Source organism: Georgenia sp. (assembly GCF_054605595.1).
Genome location: NZ_JBTSDU010000039.1, coordinates 1 through 23,438, shown reverse-complemented (window position 1 = coordinate 23,438; position 23,438 = coordinate 1). Strand labels below are relative to the sequence as shown.

Sequence of the window (23,438 nt, the reverse complement as noted above, 5' to 3'; positions counted from 1 at the left end):
GAGACCGTCGACGACCGCCCACGCCTCGTCGTCGCCACCCCCGGCGCGGAACCGGTGGCGGCGGGCGGGTACACGGCGGCGCTGCTGCTCGACGGCGCGGCGACGACCTCACGCCCGGAGCTGTGGGCGTCGGCGGAGGCGCTGCGGCGCTGGTTCCGCGCCGCGGCCCTGGTCCGCGGCGCGGCCGACGGCGGCCGGGTCATGCTCCTCGGCCAACCTGCGCCCGCGCCCGCGCAGGCTCTGGTGCGCTGGGACCCGGCCGGATTCGCCGCTCGTGAGCTGGCCGAGCGCACCGAGCTCTCCTTCCCGCCCGCCGTGCGGATGGCCTCGCTTCAAGGCCCGCGCGCCTCTGTGCGCTCGTTCCTCGCCCATCTCGAGCCGCTCGGTTCGCTGGAGGTCCTGGGCCCCGTCGATGTCGCGGCGCGTCCGGGCACGGATGGTGCGGGGGAGGTCCGGGCGCTCCTGCGGGTGCCGCGCGCCGCCTCCGCCGACCTCACCCGGCGGCTGGCTCACGCTGCCGCCGTACGCAGCGCCCGGAAGGAGGATGGCGCGGTCCGTGTCCAGGTCGACCCGCCCGACCTGTGGTGAGCGGCATCATGCCTCTCGGGGGGCCATGGTCGGCCCGGTCACCCGTCGGGGCCGGCAGGGAGTGGCTACGGTGACGCCGTGACGCAGGCACCAGAGGTGACGGTGGTCTTCGACCTCGGCAATGTCGTCGTCGGCTGGGACCCGTACCGCGCCGTCGCCGACCATCTCGGCCCGAAAGACTGGTCCGAGTTCGTGGACGCGGTCGACTTCCCGACGCTCAACCTCGCGATGGACGGCGGCCTCACCCTCGACGCCGCCGTGCGGCAGCTCCTCGATCGATTCCCGGACCAGCCGGAACACGCCGCGACGCTGCGGGTATACCGCGAGAACTTCGCCAACGCGCTCACCGGGCCGATCCCTGGCACGAGTGCGATCATCGCCGAGCTCAAGGCATTCGGGGTCCCGCTCCTCGGGCTCACCAACTGGGCCGCCGAGACGTTCCACCATGCCGAGGAGGCCGCCCCCGCGATCGGTCTCCTCGACGACGTCGTCGTCTCCGGCCGGGAAGGCCTCGTGAAGCCGGACCCCGCCCTGTTCCGGGTGCTCCTCGAACGGTACGATCTCGACGCGGGCGCCACGGTGTTCATCGACGACTCGCCCGCCAACGTCGCCGGTGCGGCCCGCCTGGGCATCACCGCCCGGCGTTTCACGGATGGCCGGCGTCTCCGCACCGACCTCACCGCCCTCGGACTGCTCCGGCGGTAGCAGCGCCTCGTCCTGGGTCTGCTCCCGTGGGGGGCGTGGCGCCGGTTGCGTCGTCGGGCGCGTCCCCGCGACCGGGCCGCGGCCGCCGTCCGCGCCGGCCCTTCCCGGTAGGCCCGCCGGCTCGCCGTGAGCGGGCGGACCCACGCCCGGTTCCCACCGGCGAGCGCCGTCGCCCGGTCGGGGACCAGGTGACAGGGCGCAGCACAGGTGCGGCAGCGGCACCGCATAGACTTGTCTGCCATGCGCCTGCTCTTCGCCGGAACACCCGAGGTGGCCCTGCCCACCCTGCGGGCGCTCCTGGCCAGCGACCACGAGGTCGTCGCCGTGCTCACCCGACCCGACGCCCCTCGAGGACGCGGGCGCACCCTGCAGCCCAGTCCCGTCGCCGAGGTCGCCCGCGCCGAGGGGGTCGAGGTCCTGACACCGAAGAGCCTCCGGGACGCCGGAGTGGCCGAGCAGCTCGCCGCCCTGAAGGTCGACGCCGCACCCGTCGTCGCCTACGGGGGACTGGTCCCCGCGCACCTGCTCGACCTGCCCACCCACGGCTGGGTGAACCTGCACTTCTCACTGCTGCCCGCCTGGCGCGGAGCGGCACCGGTCCAACGGGCCCTCATCGCCGGGGACGAGGTCACCGGCGCCAGCGTCTTCCAGCTGGAGGCGGGCCTGGACACCGGACCTGTCTACGGCACCCTCACCGAGACCGTCCGCCCCCACGACACCTCCGGCGACGTGCTCGCCCGCCTCGCCGAGTCCGGCGCCGGGCTGATGGTCGCCGTGCTGGACGCCATCGCCGCCGGAGACGCGGTGCCGCAGCCGCAGCCCGCCGACGGGGTGAGCCTGGCCCCGAAGCTGGAGGTCGCGGACGCGGCCGTGCGCTGGGCCGACCCAGCTCTCGCCGTCGGGCGGCTCGTGCGGGGCTGCACGCCGGCACCCGGCGCGTGGACGACGTCGCCGGACGGCACCCGGTTGAAGCTGCGGCCCGTGACGCCCCGCCCCGACGTCACCGACCTCGCCCCCGGGCAGCTGCGCGCCGGCAAGCACGAGGTGCTGGTCGGCACCGGTTCGCACGCCGTCACCCTCGGCGAGGTGGCCCCGGCGGGCAAGAGCTGGATGCCCGCCGAGGCCTGGGCACGCGGCGCACACCCGGCCGCGGATGCCGTCCTGGGGGCGCAGTCGTGACGCCGCACGCCGGCTCCGAGGGCCGCGGTGGCGGGGCCCGCGGCGGCGGCCGTCACGGGGATCCCGGACCCGGTGGCCGGCCCGCGCCGCGCGGCGACTCCGGTGCCCGCGGTGGCGCGCCACGGCGCCGGCCCGGTTACCGCCCCCGCCGTGCTCAGCCGGACGCACCGCGCCAGGCCGCCTACGACGTGCTGCGCGAGGTGGCGGACTCCGATGCCTACGCCAACCTCGTCCTGCCCCCGCTGCTGCGCGAGCGGGGCATCGAAGGTCGCGATGCCGCCTTCGCCACCGAGCTGGCCTACGGGACGCTGCGCCTGCGTGGGCGCTATGACGCCGTCATCGCCCGGTGCACCAACGGCCGTCCCCTCGACGAGCTCGACGCCGAGGTGCTCGACCTGCTCCGCCTCGGCACCCACCAGCTCCTCGGCATGCGCGTCCCCACCCATGCGGCGGTCTCGGAGACCGTGAGCCTGGCGCGCTCGGTCACCGGCCAGGGGCCCTCGGGCCTCGTCAACGCCGTGCTGCGCGCGGTGGCCCGCCGGTCTGGCGAGGAGTGGGCTGCAGAGGTCGCGGAAGCCGCCGCCGGCGACGACGTCGCTCGCCTCGCGGCCACCGAGTCGCACCCCGAGTGGATCGTCCGTGCGTTTCGCCAGTCCCTGCTCGCGAACGGCCGCCCGGCCACCGAGCTGCCCGAGCTGTTGGCCGCTGACAACCGCGCCCCCCGCGTGACCCTCGTGGCCCGGCCCGGCCTGGTCGCACCCGAGGACCTCGCGGAGGAGGTGGCTGCCGAGCTCGGGTCGGCGCCGGGCGGCGGCCGCTGGTCGCCCTACGCCCTCGTGCCCGGCGGCGGCGACCCGGCTCGCCTGCCGTCGGTCCGTCGCTCGGCAGCCGGTGTGCAGGACGAGGGGTCCCAGCTCGTCGCCCTCGCCCTGGCCGCCGCCCCGCTCGGCCCGGCGGGCCAGGCAGCGTCGGCACCCGAGGGCGACGGTACGGGTCCCGCCGTCGGCCCCGCTGCACCCGCGGTCACCGTGGCGGCCGCGCAGGTGAGCTCGACCGGCGGTGCGGGTCCCGCCGTCGACCCCGCTGCACCGGCCGGCACTGTGCTGCCCGATGAGCGGTGGCTGGACCTGTGCGCCGGCCCCGGCGGCAAGGCCGCCCTGCTCGGTGCCCTCGCCCATGAGCGTGGTGCCCACCTGCTCGCCAACGAGGTGGCTCCGCACCGGGCACGACTGGTCACCAGTTCCGTGTCCGCCGTCCCGGCGGGCACGGTGACGGTCCGCACCGGCGACGGTCGCGACATCGCCGAGGCCGGCCTCGGCCCCTTCGACCGGGTCATGGTCGACGCGCCGTGCACGGGCCTCGGTGCGCTGCGCCGCCGGCCGGAGGCGCGCTGGCGGCGCAGCCTCGCCGACCTCGCCCAGCTCGGCCCCCTGCAGCGCGACCTGCTCGACGCCGCCGTGGACGCCACCCGGGTCGGGGGAGTGGTCGCCTACGTCACCTGCTCACCACACGTGGCCGAGACCCGCGTGGTCGTCGAGGACGCCGTGCGCCGCCGCGGCGACGTGGAGCTGATCGACGCCGTGGCGGTGCTCGGCTCGGTGGCCCTCGAGCCGCCCCCGGGCCTCGGTGACGGCCCGTTCGCCCAGCTCTGGCCGCACCTGCACGGCACCGACGCGATGTTTCTCGCGCTGCTGCGCCGGACCGATGCGCCGGCGGCCGCGCCGGTCGCACCACTGCCGTCCGAGTAGGCGCCGCGGTCCGGGCAGGACGAGCCAGCCGGGTGGTTCCCGGCGTCCGGCCACACGTGCGGTCGCAGTAAGGCAGCGGGTCGTGCGCTCCCAGTAAGGTTGCGGGCGTGAGCATCGTCATCTCGCCCAGCATCCTCAACGCCGACTTCGCGGACCTGCGCGGCGAGCTCGAGAAGATCTCGGGCGCGGACTACGCGCATGTCGACGTGATGGACAACCACTTCGTCCCCAACCTCACGCTCGGCCTGCCGATCGTCGAGAGCATCATCAAGGTCACCCCGGTGCCCGTCGACGCGCATCTCATGATCGAGGACCCGGACCGGTGGGCGCCGGCCTATGCCGAGGCCGGCTGCGCCTCGGTGACGTTCCACGCGGAGGCGGCCACCGCACCCGTCAAGCTCGCGCGGGATCTGCGCAAGGCGGGTGTGCGAGCCGGTCTCGCACTGCGCCCGGCGACGGCCGTCGAGCCGTACCTCGACCTCCTGCCCGAGTTCGACATGATCCTGGTGATGACCGTCGAACCGGGGTTCGGCGGCCAGTCCTTCATCGACGCCACGCTGCCCAAGATCCGGCGCACACGTGCGGCCGTCAGCGCTGCCGGGCTCGACGTGTGGGTCCAGGTCGACGGTGGGATCTCCCGGTCCACGATCGAGCGGGCCTCCGACGCGGGCGCGAACGTTTTCGTGGCGGGGTCCGCCGTCTACCGGGCCGAGGACGCCGCCGCCGAGGTCGACGCCCTCCGGGCGCTCGCGCAGGGGGCGCACGCGCACTGACCGGTCAGGTCGGCCGCGGGGCCGCTCCGATGGGACGATCGGCGGCCGCCCGCCGGGCGGCGACGCCCATCACCACGCCGCCGAGCAGGAGAACGCCCCACACCGCGGCCCAGCTCCCCGTCACGCCGAGGAGCCAGCCGAGGACGACGGGCCCGACGGCGGCGATCGCGTAGCCTGCCGACTGCACGGCAGCGGACCGGCCGCGCCCGTGCGCCGGATCGGCCGGGCGCAGGGCGATCAGGGGCATGCCGAGTCCGATCCCGGCCCCCTGGGTGAGGCCGCCGACGACGGTCCCGGCCGGCCACTGGTCCGGCGCGAGCACCAAGCCGGCGAAGAACACCACCCAGGCCCCGGCGACGGCGTACCCGGCGCGCACGGCGGACCCGGTGACGCGGCGCAGGAGCGGGACGGCGAGCGTGCCGGCGATCCCGATGAGGTGGAACAGCGACAGTGCGGTGCCGGCCAGCTCGCCCGAGACGCCGACCTCGGTCTCGAGCATGGTGGGCAGCCACGTGCTGGCGCCGTAGACCAGGGCCGCCTGCATGCCGAAGAAGAGCGCGAGCCACCAGGTGTCCCGTTCGCGGTAGACCGACGAGGCGCGTGCCTCGCGCGCCGCCGGCGGGGTGGCCGCACGATCCGACGGCGGGAGCGGGCGAGCCGCGACCCCGAGCGTGACGCGGGGCCGGCCCGTGCCGGTCTCGCCGCGCCGGTGCCGTGGCAGCGGGCGAGCCGCTTCCCCCAGCGTGACGCGGGTGGCGTCGCTCGACCGTCCACGGGAGACCCGCGCCAGCCACGCCGCGAGCGCGACGACCACGGGCACCGCGAGGGGCGTCATCGCCGCCTGCCAACCGACCTCGTGGGCCACCGGCACAGCGAGCGCCGCCGCCACCCCCTGCCCGACCCGGTAGGAGCTCGTGGACAGCGCCATCACCGTCGCCGTCGACGGGTCCGCGTCGCGGCGCACCGCGATCGGCACCAGGACGTTCCCGATCGTGATGGCGACACCGACCAGCGCGGCGCCCGCAGCAGCAGGGCGGCCGAGCCCCACGGCCGCAGCGCGGACGCCGCGGCGAGCAGCACGAGCACCCACACCAGCGCGCCGTCCAGGCCGGTCCCCCGCACCAACGGCCCGACGAGGGGGGAGACGAGGGCGAAGCTCGGCAACGGCAACGAGGTCAGCAGACCGGCCGCGCTCTCGCTCAGCCCGAGGTCGGCGCTGAGCCGGGGGATGAGCGGCGGGACACCGACGATCGGGCCGCGCAGGTTGAGCCCCACGAGTGCCACCGCCTCGGTGAGGAGCACCACCTGCCGGGACACGCACCGCCGCGGCGCGGCGCCGCGCGTGCGACCACTCGGCGTCACCGTCGTACGGCCGGGTGCAGCGCGGCGACCTCCGGCAGCGTCAGCGACGAGAGGTAGGCGTACCCGCGCTCGAGCACCCTGGGGCGCAGCGCGAAGAGCCGACCGTCTGCGCCGACGTAGCCGATGTCCACCAGCGTGTGCAGGAACCGCCGGGCTGCCGCCCGGGTCGGGCCGTGCGGCGGGCGACGTCGCTCAGGGTGAGCCGCGGGTGCTCCGCGTCGAACGCGCGGATCACGGACAGCCCACGTTCGAGGGACTGCACGTACCCGGTGGACCGTTCGGTCTCGGTGGCCTCGACGGCGTCGCAGTCACCGCCGTCCTGGAGAGCAGCGAAGTCACGAGTGCTCATCGAAGGTGGCTCCCGTGTCCCTCGGCGCGTACGCGGTGCGGGGCGACCTGGGCGCACGTCGTGATCATGCGCCTGCGGACCCCGCGTGAGCGTCGTCCCTGGTGGTCGGGGGCAGCGCGCTGCGCCCACCCTCGGCGGGCACCAGGACGTCCTGCTCCGGTCGGTAGCCGCGTCTGGCCTGCTGGACGAGTTCGTAGATGTTGGTGCGGGTCGGTGGGAAGGACGGGGCGGCCTCGGCGGCTCCGTGCGCGCAGCGGGTACCGGGTACCGGGTACCCACAGCCCACCGCCCGCGCTACGATCGGACGGCAAGCCAAGCACGTGCTCCGGGGTCGGTGTAACTCCGAACCGGCGGTGATAGTCCGCGAGCCGCACCTAGTGCGGTTGACCTGGTGGAACTCCAGGACCGACGGTCAAAGTCCGGATGGGAGGAAGCACGCGGCGCGTCCTGCGGGCGCGTCGGCTCGGGCGACGGCTCCGCCGTCGTACCCGTCGTCCCCGGTCCACGGGCCCGGACCGGGAGGACGCAGTGAAGACCGACGCCACCGCGTGGCAGCCCACGGCTGCCCCGTCGCAGCCGGAGCAGGGTGCCGTGCGCAACGGTACGAGCGGACGCCGGCCGGGCACAGCCGGCCTGACGGTCGGCGACGCCACGCGTCCCGGCGCAGACACTCCGACTGCCCGCACGCCCGGCGTTCGACGCCACAGCTCGGACCCGCTCGCCCAGCCCTGGCTGATGGCCCTCCTGTTGGGCGCCGTCGTGCTGGTGCTGTGGGAGGCGGCGGTGCGCACCGGCGCGGTGCCCGCTCAGTTCTTGCCCGCCCCCAGCGACGTCGCCGCCCGCCTGGGGGAGGACCTCACGACGGGCGGGCTGCTCGGCTACACGTTGCCGACCCTCGTGGAGGCGGCGCTGGGCTGCGCGCTCGGCGCGTTCGTCGCGCTGCCGCTGGGATACCTCGTCTTCCGGAGCCGGGTGGCCGACGCCGCCCTCTCGCCCTACATCGCCGCCTCCCAGGCACTGCCCGCCGTGGCCACCGCACCGCTGCTCGTCATCTGGGTCGGTTACGGCCTGCTGCCCATCACGATCCTGTGCGCGCTGCTCGTCTTCTTCCCGATCCTGCTGGCCACCGTCCACGGCCTGCGCCGGGTGGACACCGATGTCGTGGACGCGGCTCGCCTCGACGGCGCCCACGGGTGGTCGCTGCTGCGCGGCATCCAGTGGCCACTGGCGCTACCGACCGTGCTCACCGGGCTGCGCAACGGGTTCACCCTCTCCATCACCGGCGCCATCGTCGGTGAGTTCGTCATGGGTGGCCAGGGGCTCGGCCTCCTCCTCTCGATCCGCGGCTCCGCGGCCGACACCACCGGCATCTTCGCCGCCCTCATCATCCTGTGCGCCCTCGCGATGTCCATCTACGGGGCGCTCCGGCTGATCGAACGCCGGGTCGCCCGACGTTGACCGCCCGATCCGTGCGCCCCACCGCCCTCGACACGTCCACCAACTCCACGCCGCCCACCAGTTCCGCCACATCCACATCGCCCCTGGGGAGCACCACCATGTCCGCCCGTCACCTCCTCGTCGCCGCCCTCGGGGCCACCGCGCTGACCCTCGCCGCGTGCGCGGGCCAGCCCGCCCCCGACGCCACCACCACCGAGCGGGCGACCGGCGCGACGGCGCCCGCGGGCGGCACCGGGACGGCGACCATCGGCCTCACCTATACCCCGAACGTCCAGTTCGCACCGTTCTACGTCGCCGCCGAGCGTGGCTACTACGACGAGGCCGGGGTCGAGGTCACGCTGCGCCACCACGGCCAGAGCGAGGGACTGTTCACCGCCGTCGGCGCCGGGGACGAGGACTTCGTGATCGCCGGCGGGGACGAGATGCTGCAGGCCCGTTCGCAGGGAGTGCCACTGCTCGACGTGGCGACCCTGTACCAGGACTACCCGGTCGTCCTCATCGTCCCGGCCGACTCCGAGATCACCACCGCCGCGGACCTCGCCGGGCACAGCGTCGGCATCCCGGGCCCGTACGGCGAGACGTACTTCGGTCTGCTGGCGCTGCTCGGCGCCGGCGGGCTCACCGAGGACGACGTCGACGTTCAGCACATCGGCTTCACCCAGCAGGCCGCGCTCTCCGACGGTCACGTCGACGCCGTGATGGGCTACGTCAACAACGATGCCGTCGCCTTCGCGGCCACCGGGCTCGACGTCCGCACCATCCCCATCGGCGCCGACGGCCGGGACGTCCCGCTCGTCGGCATCGGCGTCGGGGTGCTCGACGAGACCGCTGAGGCACGCCCGGATGACGTCGCCGCCGTCGTCGCCGCGACGCTACGCGGCGTGCGGGACGTCATCGACGACCCGGCGGCCGCCATCGACATCTCGAGGGCGTACGTCCCGGACCTCGCCCGTCCCGACCAGCGCGACGCCGCGGTCGCCACCCTTGAGGCCACGGCCGCGCTCTACGCCGGCGGCGGTCCGCTCGGCGAGCACGACGCCGCCGCCTGGGATGCCATGGGGGCCCTGCTGACCGAGCACGGGCTGCTCGAGGGCGCCGTCGACCCGGCCGACGCATGGACGGACGCGTTCCTGCCGACCGGCACCAACTAGGCTGACCGGGTGAAGACATTCGACGACCTCTTTGCCGAGCTGCACCACAAGGCCGAGACGCGCCCGGCGGGCTCGGGCACCGTCGCGGAGCTGGACGCCGGTATCCATGCCATCGGCAAGAAGGTCGTCGAAGAGGCGGCGGAGGTCTGGATGGCCGCCGAGCACGAGAGCGACGCGGCCACGGCCGAGGAGATCAGCCAGCTGCTCTACCACCTGCAGGTCATGATGATCGCCCGGGGCCTGACCCTCGAGGACGTCTACCGCCACCTGTGAGCCGACCGGCATCCGCCGCCGTCTCGCCGTCCACCCCACGCCCATCCACCATCACGCACCGGAGCTGACGTGCTGCGCATCGCCGTGCCCAACAAGGGTTCCCTGTCCCTGCCCGCCTCGGAGATCCTGAGCGAGGCGGGCTACCGCCAGCGCTCGGGCGGCCGTGAGCTCGTCCTGGCCGACCCGGCCAACGGTGTCGAGTTCTTCTACCTGCGGCCGCGAGACATCGCCGTCTACGTCGGTTCCGGCACGGTCGACGTCGGCATCACCGGCCGCGACCTGCTGCTCGACTCCGGCGTCGAGGCCGTCGAGCACCGCTCGCTCGGCTTCGCCCGGTCGACCTTCCGCTTCGCGGCACCGGCGGGGGAGATCACCTCCCTGGAGCAGGTGCGCGGCAAACGCGTGGCGACCAGCTACGACGTGCTCGTGGGCGGCTACCTCGCCGAGCACGGCGTCGAGGCCTCCGTCGTCCACCTCGACGGCGCCGTGGAGTCCTCCGTTCAGCTCGGCATCGCCGACGTCGTGGCGGACGTGGTCGAGACCGGCAGCACCCTCCGGGCAGCGGGCCTGGAGACGTTCGGGGACCCCATCCTGCAATCCGAGGCGGTCCTGATCCACCCCGCCGGCCGCGACGTGACGCCCGCGCTGCAGGTGCTGGACCGGCGGCTGCAGGGTGTGCTGGTGGCGCACCAGTACGTCCTGATGGACTACGACGTGCGGGTGGAGCAGCTCGAGGGGGCGGTGGCGATCACCCCCGGCCTGGAGTCACCCACCGTCTCCCCCCTGCACGACGGCAAGTGGGTCGCGGTGCGGGCCATGGTCCGCAAGGAGTCCACCAACCAGGTGATGGACCAGCTCTACGACGCCGGCGCCCGCGCGATCCTCGTGACCTCCATCCACGCCTGCCGCATCTGACATGACCAGCGCGGCGGAGCTGCACGCCACCTTCCGCCCCCGGTGGGCGCGGCGCGTCTCCGTCGCGCTCGCCGTCCTCACCGTCGCCGGGACGCTGGCCGTGCTGATCGCGCTCCCTCGGATGTCGAAGGTGGCGTTCACCCTCGGGGACGGCATCGGTACGGTGCTGCTGGCGCTGGTCCTGCTCTGGCTGTACTGGCGCCAGGGCGGGGTGCGGGCCGTGCCGGACGAGACCGGCCTGAGGGTGCGCAACATCATCTACACGCGCACCGTCGAGTGGGCGCAGATCGTGACGGTCACGTTCGGCGCGAGCACCCCGTGGGTCCAGCTCGATCTCTCGGAGGGGGACACCCTCGCGGTCATGGCGATCCAGCGCGCGGACGGCGCCTACGGACGCGACGAGGCACGGCGGCTCGCCACGCTGATCGCGTACCACGAGCCGCGGGACGGCGAGTCCTAGCGGCCGGCGAGCCCAGGGGACGGGTAGCCCCGGAGGCCGGCGAGCCGCGTCGGGCGAAGCCCTATCGGCCCGCGAGCCCGGCCGCGTGTGCGCCGGCCGCGGCCGCCGTCAGGAACGCCGCCGGATCCTCGGCCAGGCCCCGGCCCATGGTCGACAACGGCACCGGGACGCCCCCGAGCGCCCCCGCCAGGCCCGCGGTCGAGCGGTCCACCAGGTGGTGGATCCCGTGCGGGGAGCCGAGCGGGGCGGCCTGCTCCCGGATGCGGGCCTCGAGCCCGGCGAGGTCCGCCTCGAGCGCGCTGCCGCCGTCGAAGCGGGGCACGACGACGTCGGCCGGTGCCAGTGCCACCCGCCCGTATGCCGTGAGCGAGTGGTGGGAGATCCCGCGGTGGCGAGCACGCGGATCGGCCCCGGAGACCCGGAGCGCGGCCACCGGGCTGCCACCGAGCGTGGCGACGGCGTTGATCGCGTCGCCGCAGACCGTGCCGGAGAACCCCCAGCGGGTGCCCGTGCCGAGGTTTCCCGGCCCCTGCGCGACGACGGCCACGTCCGCACCCAGCACCAGTCGGGCCGCGAGCAGACCCGAGTGCAGGCTGACGGCCTCGAGGTCGCCGCCGAACGCCTGCCCGACCGTCACCGACCCGGTCAGCCACCCCGCCTCCCGCAGCCCCGCGAGGCTACGGGAGAACCAGGCGGGCAGCGCACCGCCGTCGGTCATCACGTACGCCACCCGCAGGCCGTTCGCGACGGCGCGGATGCCCGCCACCACGGCGGGCAGGGCCGAGTGCAGGTCCGCGACGACGACGGGCAGCCCGGCGATGTCGTCCGCGTCGCGCAGCAGGCCGTGGTGGGCGGACCCCTGCTCGTCGACCCCGAGGACGAGGTTCTGTGCGGGCGTGTAGCGGGCCTTGACGAGGTGGCCCAGGGCAGGCGGCGGGTCCGCGGGCAACCGGTCGGGCAGGGCCACGACCAGCGCGTACCCGCCGGTGCCCAGCTCACGGGCCAGTGCCGCGACGGAGAGGGAGACCCGGTCACCGACCCGTGGGTCGCCCACCATCGACGGGTAGGCCAGTGCGCGGACGTGCGCCCCGGCTGCCGGTGGGCCGGTGGGTGGTTCCGCAGTGCTCGCGGCGTCGTTCGCCACGATCTCGACCTCGAGTTCGACGGCGCCGGACCAGGACCGTCCCACACCCCGCACCACGCCGTCACGCCACATCATCACGGCAGCCACGGTACCGGTGCGGCGGTCGGCACCACCGGGGGTGTGCCCGCTGCCCGGGTTCGCCGCACCCTCGTGGCCGGACGCCGGACCGCGCCTTCCCGATGAACGGGACGGCCTGCCGCTGGGTGCCGGACGCGGGCCGTCTCAGTGGCCGGGACGGCGAGCCGGCGGGCCCCGCCCTCGGACGGTGTGTGGCAGAGTGGTCCCCAGAGCAAGCACGTGCTCCGGGGTCGGTGAAATTCCGAGCCGGCGGTGACAGTCCGCGACCCGGTCGTCCGCAAGGACGAACGGTTGACCTGGTGGAACTCCAGGACCGACGGTGAAAGTCCGGATGGGAGGCAGCACGTGGCGCCATCGCGGACCCGGTCCGTCGACGGTGCCACTCGTCGTCGCCCCCTCTCGCCCGGCCGCCCGTGCCGGACGAAGGGATCGCGAAGATGGCGGGCAGCACCACGGCGGCGGGCGTCGCCGCACGGACCACAGCGGCACGCGCGGGCGGCACCCCGACCACAGCCCCGGCACCGGGCACCGCGACCCCGGCCGCGCCCGAGAGCGCCGGGCTCGATCGCGCGCTCGCCCGGGCCCTGGAGCTGGCCGCCACGGGCCCGCGCGCAGGCGGCAACCCGCGCGTCGGGTGCGTCCTGCTCACGGCGGACGGGCGCCCGCTCGCCGAGGGCCACCACCGCGGCGCCGGCACCCCGCACGCCGAGGCGGCCGCCCTGGCCGCGGTCCCACCCGCGCGGCGGGCAGAGCTGGCCGGTGCCACCGCCGTCGTCACCCTCGAGCCGTGCCGGCACACCGGTCGGACGCCGCCGTGCGCGCGTGCGCTGCGGGCCGCGGGCGTGGCGCGCGTGCTGTACGCCGTGGCCGACCCGGACGCGCGCGCCGCCGGCGGCGCCGCCTGGCTGCGGGGCGAGGGTGTCGAGGTGCACCTGGCGCGGGACGCCGGCGTGGACCCCGAGTTGGTGGCAGGCGCCCAGGAGCTCACGGCGAGCTGGGCCACCGCCGTGCGGCGCGGCCGGCCCTGGTTGGTCGCCAAGACCGCCACCTCCCTGGACGGGCGGGTCGCCGCCGCCGACGGCACCAGCCGGTGGATCACCTCCGCCACCGCCCGCGCCCATGCGCACGCCCTGCGCGCCGACGTCGACGCCGTACTGGTCGGCACCGGCACGCTGCTCGCCGACGACCCGGCCCTGACCGCCCGCACCCCCGACGGCCTCGCCGCCCACCAGCCGGTGCGTGTGGTCATCGGGGAGCGGGAGGTGCCGGCGCGCGCGCGGGTCCGCGGACCGGGGGAGTGGCTCCACCTACCCACCCGCGACCTGGGGGCCGCCCTCACCGAGCTCCATGCGCGCGGCATGCGCCATGTGCTCCTCGAGGGCGGCCCCACGCTGCTCACCGCCGCGCTGCGCACCGGGCTCGTCGACGAGCTGCACGCCTACGTCGCCCCCGTCCTGCTCGGCGGTGGCCCGACCGCCGTCGGCGACCTCGGCGTCACCACCATCGCCGACGCGCCCCGCTGGCGCACCGTGCACACCGAACGCCTGGGGGACGACCTGTTCCTCGTGGCCCGACCCGAAGGAGCGTGCTGATGTTCACCGGAATCGTCGAGGAGGTGGGCACCGTCCGTGGCCGCGAGTCGGCCGACGGAGCCGCGGTGCTGCACGTCTTGGCCACCACGGTCACCGACGACCTCGCCCCCGGCGACTCGGTCGCCGTGGCGGGTGTGTGCCTGACCGTCACCGCGCACGACGCGCACGGCTTCACCGCCGACGTCATGCCCGAGACCCTCGCCCGTACCACCATCGGCCGGCTCACCGCCGGCGACCGGGTCAACCTCGAGCGGGCGGTCCGGGCTGACGGCCGCCTGGGCGGACACCTCGTCCAGGGCCACGTGGACGGCGTCGGCACGGTGCGCGGGCGCACCCCCGGACCCCGCTGGGACGAGGTCGAGATCGGCGTGCCGCCCGAGCTCGCCCGGTACGTGGCGGAGAAGGGGTCGATCGCGATCGAGGGGGTCTCGCTGACCGTCACGCACGTGAGCGACGACGCGTTCGGCGTCGCCCTGATCCCCACCACCCTGGCGGCCACCACGCTCGGCGGCCTCGCCGTCGGCGCGGCGGTCAACCTCGAGGTGGACGTGGTGGCGAAGTACCTCGAACGACTCACGACAGGAGCACGGCGATGACCACAGCAACTCTTCGGGCCACGGTGGCGGACGCCCTGGCGGCGCTGGCCGCCGGTCGGCCGGTCCTGGTGGCCGACTCCCACGACCGCGAGAACGAGGTGGACGTGGTGCTCGCCGCCGCGACCGCCGACCAGCGGTGGGTGGCGTGGACGGTGCGCCACTCCTCGGGCTACCTGTGCGCGCCCATGCCGGCCGCGCGGGCGGACACCCTCGCCCTGCCGCTCATGGTGGCCGACTCCCAGGACCCGCGGCGCACCGCGTACACGGTCAGCGTGGACGCCGCCCACGGGGTGGGCACCGGCATCTCCGCGTCGGACCGCGCTCGGACCCTGCGCGTACTCGCCGACCCGGCCGCACGCCCGAACGACCTCATCCGCCCGGGCCATGTGCTGCCGCTGCGCGCCGTGCCGGGCGGGGTGCTCGAACGCGCCGGGCACACCGAGGCCGCGGTGGACCTGTGCCGTCTCGCCGCGGCGGGGGAGGTGGCCGGCATCGCCGAACTGGTCCACGACGACGGCACCATGCTCCGGTACGACGACGCCGTCGCGCTGGCGCAGCAGGAGGGCCTGGTGCTCATCACGATCGCGGACCTGGCCGCCTGGCGACGGGCCCACGACCCGGACCCCGCCCCGCCCGCCCCGCGCGTGCACGCCACCGGCTCCGCCCGGCTCCCCACCGAGCACGGGGACTTCACGGTCCACGGCTACCGGGACCTGCGCACCGGGGCGGAGCACCTCGCACTCGTCGCGGACACCCCCACCGACACCTCGGCCCCGCTGGTCCGGGTGCACTCGGAGTGCCTCACGGGCGACGCGTTCGGCTCCCTCCGCTGCGACTGCGGCCCCCAGCTACGCCGGGCGCTGGAGCTCACCGCCCGGTCCGGGGGCGTCGTGGTGCACCTGCGCGGGCACGAGGGGCGCGGCATCGGCCTGCTGCCCAAGATCAGCGCCTACGGCCTGCAGGACACCGGACGGGACACCGTCGAGGCGAACCTGGACCTCGGCCTGCCCGCCGACGCCCGCGAGTACGGCGCGGCAGCCGCGATCCTCGCCGACCTCGGGTTGGCCGCCGTGCGGCTGCTGACGAACAACCCGGAGAAGGTCGCCGGCCTGCGGGCGGCGGGGATCTCCGTCGCCGAGGTCATCGGGCTCGAGGCGGACGTCACCGAGCACAGCCGCCGGTACCTGACCACCAAACGCTCCGTCATGGGACATCACCTGCCGGGACTCGATGCGGAGCGGTCGGGGCCGGATGCCCGACCACCCGGGCGGACCCGATCCGATCCGCTCGGTGCCCGACCGGTGCCGGCCGGAGGTGTCCGGTGAGCGGCGCGGGCGCCCCGCACCTGGCGACCGACGGGACCGGGCTCCGGGTCGTCGTCATCGCCGCGCAGTGGCACACCCAGGTGATGGACGGCCTGCTCGACGGCGCCCGCCGCGCGTTGGCCGCCGCGAACGTCGTCCCCGAGGTGGTCCGGGTGCCGGGCTCCTTCGAGCTGCCCGTGGTGGCCGCGGAGGCGGCCCGGGCCGGCGCCGACGCCGTCGTCGCCCTCGGGGTGGTGATCCGCGGGGGCACACCGCACTTCGAGTACGTGTGCCAGGCGGCCACCAGCGGGCTGACCGACGTGGCCGTGCGCACCGGGGTGCCGGTCGGGTTCGGCCTGCTCACCACGGACGACGAGGCGCAGGCCCTCGACCGGGCCGGGCTGCCCGGCTCCGCCGAGGACAAGGGCGCCGAGGCGGCCGAGGCCGCGGTGGCCACCGCCGTCGCCCTGCGCGCCCTCCGCCGCACCGGTGCCATCGCCCCCCGCGGTACCACCGCCGGGCGGGAAGACCGATAACGTGGGGCCGTGGCGCAGCGGGTAGAGGCGGCCGAGCGGTTGCTCGACCTGGTGATCGCGCTCACGCACACCGTGCGGTGGATGACCAAGCGGGAGATCCACGAGCGCGTCAACGGTTATGCCGACGCCGCGAACGAGGCCGCCTTCGAGCGCATGTTCGAGCGGGACAAGGACCTGCTGCGCGAGCTGGGTGTCCCGCTCGTCGTCGAGCACGACCCGGCGCACGAGGACGACGTCGGCTACCGGATCGACTCCGCCGGGTACGCCCTGCCCCCGGTCGCCTTCACCCCGGCCGAGGTCGGCGTGCTGTCCCTCGCGGCCGAGCTCTGGCAGGACGCGTCGCTGCGGTCCTTCGCGGGGCGCGGCGTGACGAAGCTGCGTGCCGTCGGGCCCGCCCCGACGGCGGACACCTACGCCGGCCTGACGGTACGAGTCGCGGGCCCGGAGGCGGCGTTCGCCCCGCTGCTGGAGGCGATCGACGCCCGCACGGCGGTGACCTTCACCTACCGGGCGGCGAGCACGGGACGGGTCACGCACCGGCGGGTCGAGCCCTGGCGTCTCCTGAGCCGGGACCGCGGCTGGTACGTCCTCGGCCGGGACACCGAACGCGACGCGCCGCGCGCCTTCCGGCTCTCCCGCATCACCGGGCGCGTGCGCACGACCGGCCCGGCCGGCGCGTTCGGCCCGCCGGCCGAGATCGACGTCGAGGCCCTGCTCGCGCCGGCGCGACCGCGGGCGGGCCGGGCGCGTCTCGCCGTGCTCCCGGACCGCGCCGCAGCCCTGCGGGCACGTGCCGTCGAACCGGCCGGAAAGGTCCCGCGGGCCGGCAGCGCCGTGCGTGGCGCACCGGCGGGCGCCGCTGCCCACGAGATGGCGGCCGACCCGCCCGCCATCGGCTCCGCCGTCGGTGACCCGCACGACGTGGGGTCCGCCCAGGGCCCGCTCACCGACCGGGACGTCATGCTCGTCGACTACACCGACGTCGAGACGTTCGCCGAAGAGGTCACCACCTACACCGCCGCCGTCCTCGTGCTGGACCCGCCCGAGCTGCGCGCGGCGGTGCTGCGCCGGCTGCGGGCGGCCGGTGCGCTCGACGGGGAGGTGGCCCATGGGTGAGACCACCGGCGACCGCGTCGCCCGGCTCCTCGCGCTCGTGGCATACCTGCGCGAGCACCCGGCCGTCCCCGTCGCCGCGGTAGCCGCCCAGTTCGGCACGACCGAGGCACAGGTGCTCGCCGACGTGAACCTGCTGTGGGTCGCCGGCACGCCCGGCTACCTGCCCGACGACCTCATCGACTTCTCGGCGGAGGCGCTGGACCACGGCGTGCTGACCCTGACCGATGCCCGCGGCATGGACCGTCCGCTGCGCCTGAGCAGCCCGGAGGCGCTCTCGTTGCTCGTGGCGCTGCGCACGTTGCGCGACGTCGTCGCCGACGCGCCGGCGTTGGCCGAGCTCGACGCACTCGACTCGGCGATCGAGAAGCTCTCCGACGCCACCGGCGACGCCGCCGCCCGGGCCGGCACGGTGCAGGTGCGGGTGCGGGCGGAGGTGCCCGCCGAGACCGTCGAGGCGGTCCGCCGCGGCATCGACGAGGGCCGGCGTCTGCGTCTGCGCTACGTCTCCGCCGCGGACGTGGTCACCGAGCGCGACGTCGACCCGGTGGAGCTGCGCTCGGACGGGACCATGTGGTCCCTACGGGGCTGGTGCCATCGCGCCCAGGGCCCCCGCACGTTCCGCCTCGACCGGGTGCTCGCCCTGGAGATCCTGGACGTCGTGGCCGCGCACCACCCGGACCTGGCCGGGCCCGAGCCCTGGGCGCGCACCGGCGAGGCCGTGACGCTCGAGCTCGCGTCACGGGCGCGGTGGGTGGCCGAGCACACCCCGGTGGAGGACGTCGTGGACCTGCCCGACGGTGACCTGCGGGTCCGGCTGCGGGTGAACGACCCGGCCTGGTTGGAGAACCTGGTGCTCTCGCTGGGCGACGCCGTCCGCTCGGTCGAGCCACCGACCGTGGCCGCCCGGGTGGCCGGGGCGGCGCGCGCTGCGCTCGACGCCTATACGCAGCTCGACCGACTATCCTGACCCGCATGTGGTGGTGGCTCGTATGGGTGCTGCTGGGGCTCGGCGCCTTGGCGGTGTTCGTGCTGCTCGGCCGGCGCCTGTGGGGCCGGCTCAAGGCGCTCGGTCGGCAGGTCGGCGCGGCCGGCGAGCTGCTCGGCCGCCTCGAGCATGCCGCGGACGCGAACGCACCGGCGCCGTCGCTGCACGTGCCCGGCGTCGTGGGGGACCCCGCGACGCTGGAGCGGGCGAGGGCCACACGGGCCCGGATCGCCGGCGCACGCGCGACGGCGCGGCGGGCCCGGCTCGAGCGGGCCACCGCCCGGTGGCGCTCTCACGGCCTGGTCGGCTGAGCACCGGTCCGCCCGGCTGGACCTCGCACCGGAGGCCGGACCGGGCCGTCGCCGGGTGAGGCGCTCGTCACGGCGAACAGCTCCGGCCGGTCCCGGTACGGCGGATCCGGCGCCGAGTATGCTCGATCCCACGCACAACTACTAACGAAGGTGCCCCGATGAAAACCCCCAGCGCATGGGCGATCGTCATCCTCATCATCGTCGTGATCCTGCTCTTCGGGGCGAGCAAGCTGCCCGAGCTCGCCGGGAGCATCGGCAAGTCGCTCAAGATCTTCAAGCGCGAGATCAAGGACCTTCAGAACGACTCGTCCGATACCGCCGCGGGTGCTCAGACCCCGCAGACGACGTACCCGCCCTACCCCGGGGCGCAGCCGGGCGTACCCGGGCAAGCGCCCTACCCACCGGCCGGGGGCGCCGGCTATCCGTCGGCCAACGGTGCCTACCCGCCCGCGAACGCCGGCTACCCGTCGACCAACGGTGCGTACCCGCCGGCCGCCGGTGCCTACCCGCCGGCCGCCGGGGAGCCCTACCCACCTGCCGGCGGTGCCCCGAACCCGCCCGCGCAACCGGGCCCGGCTCCGCAGCAGCCGCCGCGCCAGCAGTAGGTGAGCGCGGAGGCCCGCGCACGCTCTCGTAAGAAGAACCCTGAGGGGCGGATGCCGCTCGGTGACCATCTGCGCGAGCTGCGCAGACGGCTCGTCTGGGCGGCGCTCGGGATCGTGATCGGCGCCGTCGCCGGATGGCTCCTGTACGACCCCGTCGTCGCCATGATGACGGCGCCTCTGGAGAAGCTCTCCGGCGAGGGCGCCCAGGCCGGGCTCAACTTCGGGACGATCGGGTCCGCCTTCGACCTCAAGATGCAGGTCGCCGTCTTCCTGGGGCTGTTCCTCTCGAGCCCGTGGTGGATCGGGCAGCTCTGGCTGTTCATCACCCCCGGCCTCACCCGGAAGGAACGGACCTACTCGCTGTCGTTCGTGTTCGCCGGGGCGGTGCTGTTCCTCGCCGGCGGGACGCTCGCCTGGTTGGTGTTGCCCCGCGCGGTCGCGGTGCTCACGTCCTTCACCCCGGACAGCGGGCTGAACCTGATGAGCGCGCGCGAGTACTTCATCTTCTTCATGCGGGTGATCCTCGCGTTCGGCGTGGCGTTCCTGGTGCCGCTGCTGCTCGTGGGGCTGAACTTCCTCGGCATCCTCCCCGGCCGGACGCTCCTGAAGGGCTGGCGGTGGGCCGTGCTCATCGGGTTCACCTTCGCCGCGTTCGCCAACCCGTTGCCCGATGCGTGGTCGATGATCGCGCTCGCCCTGCCGATGTGCGCGCTGTACTTCATCGCCGTCGGGGTGTCCTTCGCGCGTGACCGGCACGTCACGAGACGGAAAGCGGCTCAGGCGGCCGCCGACGCGGCCGCCGGCCTGTGACCCCGCCCGACGGTCGGTACGTTCGTCAGCCCGGCTCACCGACCGGGCGGGTGGGCCTGGTCGTCAACCCGACGGCGGGGAAGGGCCGGGCCGCGAAGGTCGCCGCCGAGGTCCGGTCCGGCCTCACGGCGGCGGGCCTGGACCCGGTCGACCTGTCCGGCGACGACGAGGCGCAGGCCACCTCCCGCGCCCGGGCCGGCCTGGCGGCGGGGCTCGACGCCCTCGTCGTCGTCGGCGGGGACGGCATGGTGCACCTGGGTGCCAACGTCGTGGCCGGGACCGCCGTACCGCTCGGGATCGTCGCCGTCGGCTCGGGCAACGACGTCGCCCGGGACCTCGGCCTGCCGGTGCGCCGGGTGGCGGAGTCGGTCGAGCTGGTGCGCGACGCCCTGCTCGCCGGGCCCCGGGGCGTGTGCGCCCTCGACGCCGTCGCGGTCTCGCGGCCCGGTGGGCCCACCGAGGCGTGGTACATGGCGGTCCTCTCCTGTGGGATCGACGCCGCCGTCAACGACCGTGCCAACCAGCTCAACTGGCCCGCGGGCGAGGGCCGTTACCTGCGGGCACTGGCCGCCGAGCTCGGCAGCTTCCGCCCCTACGGGTACCGGGTGACGATGGACGGCGTCGTCTGGGAGGGTGTCGGCACGCTGGTGGCCGTCGCCAACACCCGCAGCTTCGGCGGCGGGCTGAAGATCGCACCGGACGCCGAGCCCGACGACGGACTCCTCGACGTCGTCATCGGTGACCAGATGTCGCGCACGACACTGCTGCGGATCTTTCCCCGCCTGTATCGCGGAAGCCACGTGCACCACCCCGCGGTCCAGGTGCGGCGTGCCCGATCCGTGCTCATCGAGCCCGCGCCCGGCCTCGGCTCGGTACCCCCCGTGGCGTTCGCGGACGGGGAGCCGATCGGTGCGCTGCCCCTGCAGTGCGACCTCCATCCCGGCGCCGTGCGCGTGCTGACGCGAACCGCCTGACTCTCGACGTACGCTCGCAGCATGACCGCTGCAGACGACGTGGCCTCCCCGGCGCAGCGGTACGCCGCAGCGACGCGGCGCCAGCAGCAGGAGAGCTCCGAGCTCAGCCGGTTCCGTCGGGGCCTGGAGTTCGAGCTCGACGACTTCCAGGTCCGCGGCTGCGAGGCGGTGGAGGCCGGGCACGGGGTGCTCGTCGCCGCCCCGACGGGTGCCGGCAAGACCGTGGTGGGGGAGTTCGCCGTCCACCTGGGGCTGGTGACGGGCCGCAAGACCTTCTACACGACGCCGATCAAGGCGTTGAGCAACCAGAAGTACCTGGATCTGATCGCCGTGCACGGGAAGGCGAGCGTCGGCCTGCTCACCGGTGACACCACCATCAACGGCAACGCATCCGTGGTCGTCATGACCACCGAGGTGCTGCGCAACATGATCTACGCGTCCTCCACGACCCTGGACGGGCTCGGCTTCGTCGTCATGGACGAGGTGCACTACCTCGCCGACCGGTTCCGTGGTCCGGTGTGGGAAGAGGTGATCATCCACCTCGATCCCGCCGTGCAGGTGGTGTCCCTCTCGGCGACCGTGTCCAACGCCGAGGAGTTCGGCGAGTGGCTGACGATGGTGCGCGGCAACACCGCGGTGGTGGTGTCCGAGACGCGGCCGGTGCCGCTGTGGCAGCACATGATGGTCGGCAACCGGATCCTGGACCTGTACTCGGCGCACGTCGACCCCACCGACGTGGGGGCCGACCCACCGCTCAACCCCGACCTGGTCGAGGCCATCCGCCGCGCGCAACGCACCGGCAGCGCCCGGGACGCCGGCCACGGCGGTGGGCGCGGCCGTACCGGCGCCGACCGGCTGCGCGGCGGGCGCGGTGGTGGGGGCGGCGGCGGCCGAGGCAGTGGTGGCGGTCGTCACGACCAGCGGGATCGTGGCCGGGGCGGCGGCCGGTTCGCCGGTCGGGTGCGCCCCGCGCCCCGGCCGGTGGTGGTGGAACGGCTCGACCGCGACGGCCTCCTGCCTGCCATCGTCTTCATCTTCTCCCGGGCCGGCTGCGAGGCCGCCGTCCACCAGACGCTGGCCTCCGGCATCCGGCTCACGACGGCGGACGAGGCAGCGACCATCCGGGACGTGGTCGAGGCGGCCACCGTCGCGGTGCCGCCGGAGGACCTCGCCGTGCTCGGCTTCGACAGCTGGTCCCTCGCGCTCGAACGGGGCGTGGCCGCGCACCACGCCGGCCTGCTGCCGGTGTTCAAGGAGACCGTCGAACAGCTCTTCGCCGGCGGGTACCTCAAGGTCGTCTACGCGACCGAGACGCTCGCGCTCGGCATCAACATGCCCGCACGCTCGGTGGTGCTGGAGTCGCTCGTCAAGTGGAACGGCAGCGCTCACGTCCAGCTCACCCCGGGGGAGTACACCCAGCTCACGGGCCGAGCCGGACGGCGCGGCATCGACGTCGAGGGGCATGCCGTGGTGCTCTACTCCGACGAGATCGACCCCGTCCAGGCCGCCGGGCTCGCGTCGCGGCGCACCTACCCGCTGCGCTCGGCCTTCCACCCCACCTACAACATGGCTGTGAACCTGCTCGCCGTGCTGCCGCTCGCCCGGGCCCGTGAAGTCCTGGAGACCTCCTTCGCACAGTTCCAGGCCGATCGCGGCGTCGTCGGGCTCGCGAAGCAGGCCCGACGGCACGCCGAGGCCGTCGCCGAGTACGCGACGGCGATGACCTGCCACCTGGGTGACTTCACCGAGTACACCGAGCTGCGCCGCCGCCTCACGGAGCGCGAGGCCGACGTCTCGAGCGAACGCTCCGGGGAAGCCCGGCGGCGCGCCCGCCGCTCCCTGCAGGGGCTGCGGCGCGGCACGGTGGTCGGCTACGAACGCGGCCGGCGCACCGCCCACGCCGTCGTCCTGGACACGATCGACGGCGGCTTCGACGGCCCGCAGCTGCGGGTGCTGACCGACGAGCGTCAGCTCCGCACGCTCAACGCGGCCGAGGCCCCGCACGGCGTCCACGAGGTCGGCGCGGTGCGTGTGCCGAAGGACTTCAACGAGCGCAACCCCCAGCAGCGCCGCGACCTCGCCTCCTCCCTGCGCAACGCCCTCGCCCAGGGTCGACTCGGCGCGGACCTGCCCGGGCACGACGCGCTCGGCGGCAGTGGCGGGAGCGCCGGGAGCGGGGGGAGGCGCACGGGAGCCGGCGAGGACGAGCGGATCGCCGAGCTGCGACGCCGCCTCCGGGCGCACCCCTGCCACGGGTGCGCCGAGCGGGAGGAGCACGCCCGGTGGGCCCACCGGTGGGAGCGTGCCCGGGCCGAGCAGGAGCAGCTCCTCGAGAAGATCCAGCGCCGCACCGGGTCCATCGCCCAGGACTTGGACAAGGTGTGCGCGGTCCTCACCGAGCTCGGCTACCTTGTGCGCGGCAGCCA

Annotated in this window: 23 protein-coding genes, 2 pseudogenes and 2 riboswitches; of the genes and pseudogenes, 21 read left to right on the top strand and 4 right to left on the bottom strand. The window is 74.9% G+C overall.

The annotated features are described in order from the left end of the window. The 5 genes and pseudogenes from ACYC1Z_RS06825 to rpe all read left to right on the top strand — a co-directional run. A pseudogene (locus tag ACYC1Z_RS06825) lies at window positions 1-588 on the top strand (hypothetical protein); the annotation flags it as partial. 78 nt (window positions 589-666) lie between these two features. Continuing rightward, on the top strand, window positions 667-1,293 hold the full coding sequence (locus tag ACYC1Z_RS06820; protein WP_461408777.1) for an HAD family hydrolase: 627 nt from the start codon (window positions 667-669) through the stop codon (window positions 1,291-1,293). 240 nt (window positions 1,294-1,533) lie between these two features. Beyond that, window positions 1,534-2,472 (top strand): methionyl-tRNA formyltransferase, encoded by a 939-nt coding sequence (fmt, locus tag ACYC1Z_RS06815; RefSeq protein ID WP_461408776.1) that lies wholly within the window; start codon window positions 1,534-1,536, stop codon window positions 2,470-2,472. Further along, window positions 2,469-4,220, top strand: a complete 1,752-nt coding sequence (locus ACYC1Z_RS06810; RefSeq protein ID WP_461408775.1) for an RsmB/NOP family class I SAM-dependent RNA methyltransferase — start codon at window positions 2,469-2,471, stop codon at window positions 4,218-4,220. Before fmt ends, ACYC1Z_RS06810 begins: the two co-directional genes overlap by 4 nt. Window positions 4,221-4,327: 107 nt before the next feature. Next, window positions 4,328-4,993 carry a ribulose-phosphate 3-epimerase gene (rpe, locus tag ACYC1Z_RS06805; protein ID WP_461408774.1) on the top strand — a complete coding sequence of 222 codons (666 nt, stop codon included), beginning with the start codon at window positions 4,328-4,330 and terminating at the stop codon, window positions 4,991-4,993. Between the two features lie 4 nt (window positions 4,994-4,997). Here the strand turns inward: rpe and ACYC1Z_RS06800 are convergent, their stop codons facing one another. From ACYC1Z_RS06800 to ACYC1Z_RS06790, 3 genes and pseudogenes are all read right to left on the bottom strand, one after another. Continuing rightward, window positions 4,998-5,969 (bottom strand): MFS transporter, encoded by a 972-nt coding sequence (locus tag ACYC1Z_RS06800; RefSeq protein WP_461408773.1) that lies wholly within the window; start codon window positions 5,967-5,969, stop codon window positions 4,998-5,000. After that, window positions 5,921-6,310 carry a hypothetical protein gene (locus ACYC1Z_RS06795; protein WP_461408772.1) on the bottom strand — a complete coding sequence of 130 codons (390 nt, stop codon included), beginning with the start codon at window positions 6,308-6,310 and terminating at the stop codon, window positions 5,921-5,923. The genes ACYC1Z_RS06800 and ACYC1Z_RS06795 overlap by 49 nt, the downstream gene beginning before the upstream one ends. 59 nt (window positions 6,311-6,369) lie before the next feature. Continuing rightward, window positions 6,370-6,704, bottom strand: a pseudogene (locus tag ACYC1Z_RS06790) (helix-turn-helix domain-containing protein); the annotation flags it as partial. A gap of 317 nt (window positions 6,705-7,021) precedes the next feature. Beyond that, window positions 7,022-7,144: riboswitch (FMN riboswitch) on the top strand. Between the two features lie 295 nt (window positions 7,145-7,439). Here ACYC1Z_RS06790 and ACYC1Z_RS06785 point away from each other — a divergent pair. The 5 genes from ACYC1Z_RS06785 to ACYC1Z_RS06765 all read left to right on the top strand — a co-directional run bounded on the left by ACYC1Z_RS06785 (window position 7,440) and on the right by ACYC1Z_RS06765 (window position 10,961). Beyond that, window positions 7,440-8,162, top strand: a complete 723-nt coding sequence (locus ACYC1Z_RS06785; RefSeq protein ID WP_461408771.1) for an ABC transporter permease — start codon at window positions 7,440-7,442, stop codon at window positions 8,160-8,162. A gap of 98 nt (window positions 8,163-8,260) precedes the next feature. Next, entirely contained in the window at window positions 8,261-9,313 is a 1,053-nt protein-coding gene (locus tag ACYC1Z_RS06780) for an ABC transporter substrate-binding protein (RefSeq protein ID WP_461408770.1), read from the top strand. Between the two features lie 9 nt (window positions 9,314-9,322). Continuing rightward, the gene (locus ACYC1Z_RS06775; RefSeq protein WP_461408769.1) at window positions 9,323-9,586 is read left to right on the top strand and encodes a phosphoribosyl-ATP diphosphatase; all 264 of its coding nucleotides are present in this window, start codon (window positions 9,323-9,325) and stop codon (window positions 9,584-9,586) included. Window positions 9,587-9,655: 69 nt separating this feature from the next. Further along, complete coding sequence (gene hisG / locus ACYC1Z_RS06770) at window positions 9,656-10,501, top strand: ATP phosphoribosyltransferase (protein ID WP_461408768.1); 846 nt, start codon at window positions 9,656-9,658, stop codon at window positions 10,499-10,501. A 1-nt stretch (window position 10,502) separates the two neighbouring features. Further along, window positions 10,503-10,961: a PH domain-containing protein gene (locus ACYC1Z_RS06765; RefSeq protein ID WP_461408767.1), complete on the top strand. Its 459-nt coding sequence runs from the start codon at window positions 10,503-10,505 to the stop codon at window positions 10,959-10,961. A gap of 61 nt (window positions 10,962-11,022) precedes the next feature. On the opposite strand, the gene ACYC1Z_RS06760 is transcribed toward ACYC1Z_RS06765, so the two are convergent. Continuing rightward, window positions 11,023-12,183, bottom strand: a complete 1,161-nt coding sequence (locus ACYC1Z_RS06760) for a DUF3866 family protein (protein WP_461408766.1) — start codon at window positions 12,181-12,183, stop codon at window positions 11,023-11,025. 215 nt (window positions 12,184-12,398) lie between these two features. Next, window positions 12,399-12,532: riboswitch (FMN riboswitch) on the top strand. Between the two features lie 88 nt (window positions 12,533-12,620). Here ACYC1Z_RS06760 and ribD point away from each other — a divergent pair. The 11 genes from ribD to ACYC1Z_RS06705 form a co-directional block, all read left to right on the top strand. Then, window positions 12,621-13,775 carry a bifunctional diaminohydroxyphosphoribosylaminopyrimidine deaminase/5-amino-6-(5-phosphoribosylamino)uracil reductase RibD gene (ribD, locus tag ACYC1Z_RS06755; protein WP_461408765.1) on the top strand — a complete coding sequence of 385 codons (1,155 nt, stop codon included), beginning with the start codon at window positions 12,621-12,623 and terminating at the stop codon, window positions 13,773-13,775. Further along, on the top strand, window positions 13,775-14,371 hold the full coding sequence (locus tag ACYC1Z_RS06750; protein ID WP_461408764.1) for a riboflavin synthase: 597 nt from the start codon (window positions 13,775-13,777) through the stop codon (window positions 14,369-14,371). The genes ribD and ACYC1Z_RS06750 overlap by 1 nt, the downstream gene beginning before the upstream one ends. Next, the gene (gene ribA / locus ACYC1Z_RS06745) at window positions 14,368-15,696 is read left to right on the top strand and encodes a GTP cyclohydrolase II (protein WP_461408763.1); all 1,329 of its coding nucleotides are present in this window, start codon (window positions 14,368-14,370) and stop codon (window positions 15,694-15,696) included. The genes ACYC1Z_RS06750 and ribA overlap by 4 nt, the downstream gene beginning before the upstream one ends. Then, entirely contained in the window at window positions 15,693-16,211 is a 519-nt protein-coding gene (gene ribH, locus ACYC1Z_RS06740) for a 6,7-dimethyl-8-ribityllumazine synthase (RefSeq protein ID WP_461408762.1), read from the top strand. The genes ribA and ribH overlap by 4 nt, the downstream gene beginning before the upstream one ends. 9 nt (window positions 16,212-16,220) lie before the next feature. Next, window positions 16,221-17,327, top strand: coding sequence for a helix-turn-helix transcriptional regulator (locus ACYC1Z_RS06735; RefSeq protein ID WP_461408761.1), 1,107 nt, complete (start codon window positions 16,221-16,223; stop codon window positions 17,325-17,327). Continuing rightward, window positions 17,320-18,294: a helix-turn-helix transcriptional regulator gene (locus ACYC1Z_RS06730; RefSeq protein ID WP_461408760.1), complete on the top strand. Its 975-nt coding sequence runs from the start codon at window positions 17,320-17,322 to the stop codon at window positions 18,292-18,294. The genes ACYC1Z_RS06735 and ACYC1Z_RS06730 overlap by 8 nt, the downstream gene beginning before the upstream one ends. Window positions 18,295-18,299: 5 nt before the next feature. Continuing rightward, the gene (locus tag ACYC1Z_RS06725; RefSeq protein ID WP_461408759.1) at window positions 18,300-18,623 is read left to right on the top strand and encodes a hypothetical protein; all 324 of its coding nucleotides are present in this window, start codon (window positions 18,300-18,302) and stop codon (window positions 18,621-18,623) included. 158 nt (window positions 18,624-18,781) lie between these two features. Next, window positions 18,782-19,228 carry a Sec-independent protein translocase subunit TatA gene (gene tatA, locus ACYC1Z_RS06720; protein WP_461408758.1) on the top strand — a complete coding sequence of 149 codons (447 nt, stop codon included), beginning with the start codon at window positions 18,782-18,784 and terminating at the stop codon, window positions 19,226-19,228. A gap of 51 nt (window positions 19,229-19,279) precedes the next feature. Next, on the top strand, window positions 19,280-20,038 hold the full coding sequence (gene tatC / locus ACYC1Z_RS06715) for a twin-arginine translocase subunit TatC (RefSeq protein WP_461408757.1): 759 nt from the start codon (window positions 19,280-19,282) through the stop codon (window positions 20,036-20,038). 50 nt (window positions 20,039-20,088) lie between these two features. Further along, on the top strand, window positions 20,089-21,012 hold the full coding sequence (locus ACYC1Z_RS06710; RefSeq protein ID WP_461408756.1) for a diacylglycerol/lipid kinase family protein: 924 nt from the start codon (window positions 20,089-20,091) through the stop codon (window positions 21,010-21,012). 21 nt (window positions 21,013-21,033) lie between these two features. Further along, a partial coding sequence (locus ACYC1Z_RS06705) for a DEAD/DEAH box helicase (RefSeq protein WP_461408755.1) occupies window positions 21,034-23,438 on the top strand: 2,405 nt, incomplete at its 3' end.

Coding starts and splice junctions, on each gene's coding strand:
- tatA (WP_461408758.1), top strand. CDS start 18,782: ATGAAAACCCCCAGCGCATGGGCGATCGTCATCCTCATCATCGTCGTG.
- ACYC1Z_RS06765 (WP_461408767.1), top strand. CDS start 10,503: ATGACCAGCGCGGCGGAGCTGCACGCCACCTTCCGCCCCCGGTGGGCG.
- ACYC1Z_RS06730 (WP_461408760.1), top strand. CDS start 17,320: ATGGGTGAGACCACCGGCGACCGCGTCGCCCGGCTCCTCGCGCTCGTG.
- fmt (WP_461408776.1), top strand. CDS start 1,534: ATGCGCCTGCTCTTCGCCGGAACACCCGAGGTGGCCCTGCCCACCCTG.
- tatC (WP_461408757.1), top strand. CDS start 19,280: ATGCCGCTCGGTGACCATCTGCGCGAGCTGCGCAGACGGCTCGTCTGG.
- ACYC1Z_RS06750 (WP_461408764.1), top strand. CDS start 13,775: ATGTTCACCGGAATCGTCGAGGAGGTGGGCACCGTCCGTGGCCGCGAG.
- ACYC1Z_RS06725 (WP_461408759.1), top strand. CDS start 18,300: ATGTGGTGGTGGCTCGTATGGGTGCTGCTGGGGCTCGGCGCCTTGGCG.
- ACYC1Z_RS06780 (WP_461408770.1), top strand. CDS start 8,261: ATGTCCGCCCGTCACCTCCTCGTCGCCGCCCTCGGGGCCACCGCGCTG.
- ribD (WP_461408765.1), top strand. CDS start 12,621: ATGGCGGGCAGCACCACGGCGGCGGGCGTCGCCGCACGGACCACAGCG.
- ribA (WP_461408763.1), top strand. CDS start 14,368: ATGACCACAGCAACTCTTCGGGCCACGGTGGCGGACGCCCTGGCGGCG.
- ACYC1Z_RS06785 (WP_461408771.1), top strand. CDS start 7,440: ATGGCCCTCCTGTTGGGCGCCGTCGTGCTGGTGCTGTGGGAGGCGGCG.